The 2,722-nt window shown below is 36.9% G+C and carries 3 protein-coding genes; all 3 read right to left on the reverse strand.

Annotation, left to right across the window (positions count from 1 at the left end; genetic code table 11):
- Positions 1-158: 158 nt before the first annotated feature.
- From HCK02_RS13605 to HCK02_RS13615, 3 genes are read right to left on the reverse strand one after another with little or no spacing between them, the layout of a single operon-like run.
- A complete protein-coding gene (locus HCK02_RS13605; protein WP_167630638.1) occupies positions 159-1,103 on the reverse strand; it encodes a metal ABC transporter substrate-binding protein in 945 nt (314 codons plus the stop codon).
- Entirely contained in the window at positions 1,093-1,941 is an 849-nt protein-coding gene (locus tag HCK02_RS13610; protein ID WP_167630639.1) for a metal ABC transporter permease, read from the reverse strand. Before HCK02_RS13610 ends, HCK02_RS13605 begins: the two co-directional genes overlap by 11 nt.
- Positions 1,938-2,666 (reverse strand): metal ABC transporter ATP-binding protein, encoded by a 729-nt coding sequence (locus HCK02_RS13615; protein ID WP_167630640.1) that lies wholly within the window; start codon positions 2,664-2,666, stop codon positions 1,938-1,940. The genes HCK02_RS13610 and HCK02_RS13615 overlap by 4 nt, the downstream gene beginning before the upstream one ends.
- Positions 2,667-2,722: the final 56 nt, after the last annotated feature.

Genomic DNA, 2,722 nt, shown 5'->3' on the forward strand with positions numbered 1-2,722 from the left:
AATTTATGATTTTTAAGCGTTTTCTTGCTTTTTTTATTCTTTTTTTTTAGAGAAAAAGCAAAATTTTTCTCCCTCAATTAGCCTATTTGTGAACAAAAATATATATAAAGTGACTGCTTTACAAAATAAAAATTAGTAAACAGTCACTTTCAAAGTTTTTATTTAGACAATCCTTCTGAAATTTTATCCAAGTTCCACTTCATCATCTCATAATAGCTATCTCCATTTTCTCCTTGCTTCGCAACTGAATCCGTGAAAATCTTTGCATGGATAGGAATGCCTGTATCTTTTGCGACGCTTTTCATTGGCTTGTCGCTAACACTACTTTCCACAAATAATGCCGGCACTTCACTATTTCGCAATTTTTGCACCAAAGTTTTTATTTGGTCAGGAGTCCCTTCCTCTTCCGTATTAATTTCCCAAATATAAGCAGAAGGAATCTGATATGCTTTCGAGAAATATTTAAAACATCCTTCACTAGTGACGATCATTTTTTTAGCTTTTGGGATTGCTTTAAATTTTTCTTTTGCTTCTTGATCCAGTTTAGATAGCTTATCGACATAGCTTTGCAAGTTCTTCTTATAATAAGCAGCATTGTCCGGATCTTTTTTTGAAAGCTCTTTTTCAATATTTTTCGCGTACTGGATTCCATTTTCAAGGTTCAACCAAGCATGCGGATCTTCCTTTCCTTCTTCCTCTTTTCCCTCCAAATAAATGACTTTAACGCCCTCACTCACAGCAAAATAATCCCGATTTTCTTTTTTCTTCGCATTTTTCATTAGTTTCGTGAACCAAGCATTTCCACCCGTTTCTAGGTTAATTCCATTATAAAAAATCACATCCGCCATTGAAGTTTTTTTGACATCTTCAGGGAGCGGCTCATATTCATGCGGATCTTTTCCGACCGGGACAATACTATGAAGCTGCACCTTACTGCCGGCAATATTTTTTGTGATATCTGCTAGAATCGAGTTCGTTACGACTACATTTAATTGATTTCCCTTTCCATTTGATGAGTCTTTAGCGCTTGAGCAAGCCGTTAAAACAAATAAAAACAAAACAGGCAGCAACCATTTTATTCCCTTTTCCCAATTAATTTTCATTGATTCTAGCCTTCTTTCTAAAGAATTTTTGTTTCGGCGACAAGAAAAAGCTCACTGCAAAGAAAAGTGCCGAAGTCAGTACAATGCTCGAACTAACCGCTACATTAAAGCTATAACCGATAAATAAGCCGACAAATGAAGCTAACGCGCCCAGAAAAGCTGATAAGATGACCATTTTCTTCAAGCTTGTTGAAAATAAGTACGCCGTCGCAGCTGGTGTAATTAACATCGCCACAATCAAAATCGTTCCTACACTTTGCATCGCTGTAACTGAAACAAGCGTTAAAAGTAGCATCAATAAATAATGATAAAATTGAACTTTCATTCCGAGTGCTTTTGCCATGAGCGGATCAAAAGAAGTGATGAGTAACTCCTTGAAAAACAACACAATGATCGCAAGAACAAAAACTGAAACGCCAATCGTAATCCATTTATCCACATCTTGTACGGCCAAAATATTTCCAAATAAAATATGGAACAAATCCGTTGAACTGTTAGCTACGCCAATTAAAATGACACCAAGAGCTAAAAAAGAACTGAATGTGATGCCAATCGCAGTATCTCCTTTGATGACACTATTGGATTTAATATACGTAATCATAATTGATGCCAATAATCCGAAGAGAATCGCGCCGATAAAAAAATTAATCTCTAAAATAAATGAAATCGCTACCCCGGGAAGAACCGCGTGGGAAATCGCATCTCCCATAAGCGACATGCCTCGCAAAATAATAAAACAACCAATGGTGCCTGAAACTACACCGATAACAAGCGAAGTAATGAGCGCATTTTGCAAAAAATGAAAATTTTGCAAACCGTCTAAGAAACTCGCAATCATGTTACACTTCCTTCCTTAATAAAGATATTTTCACCGTAAGCTTTCCGCAAAGGAGCTTCTTGAAAAACACTTTGGGTTGGCCCAGCTGCAATTAGGCGTCGATTCAGTAAAATAAGTTGATCAAAATACTGCTCGACTTTACTCAAATCATGATGCACAATCAAGATCATTTTCCCTGTCCGCTTAAGTTGTTCCAGTGTTTGCATAATAATTTGTTCACTGATCGCATCGATCCCGACAAACGGTTCATCTAAAAGAATCACTTCACTATTTTGGACAAGACACCTTGCGAGCAAGACACGCTGGAATTGTCCGCCAGATAACTCACTAATTTGCCGATTGCTAAAACGCTCCATTTTGACAATTTCAAGAGCTTGCATCGTTTTTTCCCAATCTTTTTTTCGCAAGCGCTTAAAAAGCCCCACTTCCGGATAAGTTCCAAGTGACACGCATTCCTTTACAGTAATGGGAAATGTAAAATCAATCGCACTTTTTTGCTCTACATAGGCTATTTTCTTCAGCCATTTTTTTGTTGGTTCCCCGTTCACCTTAATTTTTCCTGAATAAGGAACAATATTTAAAATTGCTTTTAGTAATGTGGATTTACCAGCCCCATTTGGTCCGATAATCCCTGTTATCGTGGGTCCTTCCAGAGAAAAATCAATTTCTTCCAGTGCCCACTCGTCGCTAGAGTAGTGAACACTTACCTCCTGTATTTCTAACATCTAACCATCCTTTCCTAAAAAATTACGTTTATTCGATTTTAAAAGCTATATTATAG

This window comes from Listeria valentina (assembly GCF_011800755.1).
In the GTDB taxonomy this organism is placed as follows: domain Bacteria; phylum Bacillota; class Bacilli; order Lactobacillales; family Listeriaceae; genus Listeria; species Listeria valentina.

Bases quoted from the DNA above. Each gene is read 5' to 3' on its own strand.
- HCK02_RS13605 (WP_167630638.1), bottom strand. From the start codon at position 1,103: ATGAAAATTAATTGGGAAAAGGGAATAAAATGGTTGCTGCCTGTTTTG.
- HCK02_RS13615 (WP_167630640.1), bottom strand. From the start codon at position 2,666: ATGTTAGAAATACAGGAGGTAAGTGTTCACTACTCTAGCGACGAGTGG.
- HCK02_RS13610 (WP_167630639.1), bottom strand. From the start codon at position 1,941: ATGATTGCGAGTTTCTTAGACGGTTTGCAAAATTTTCATTTTTTGCAA.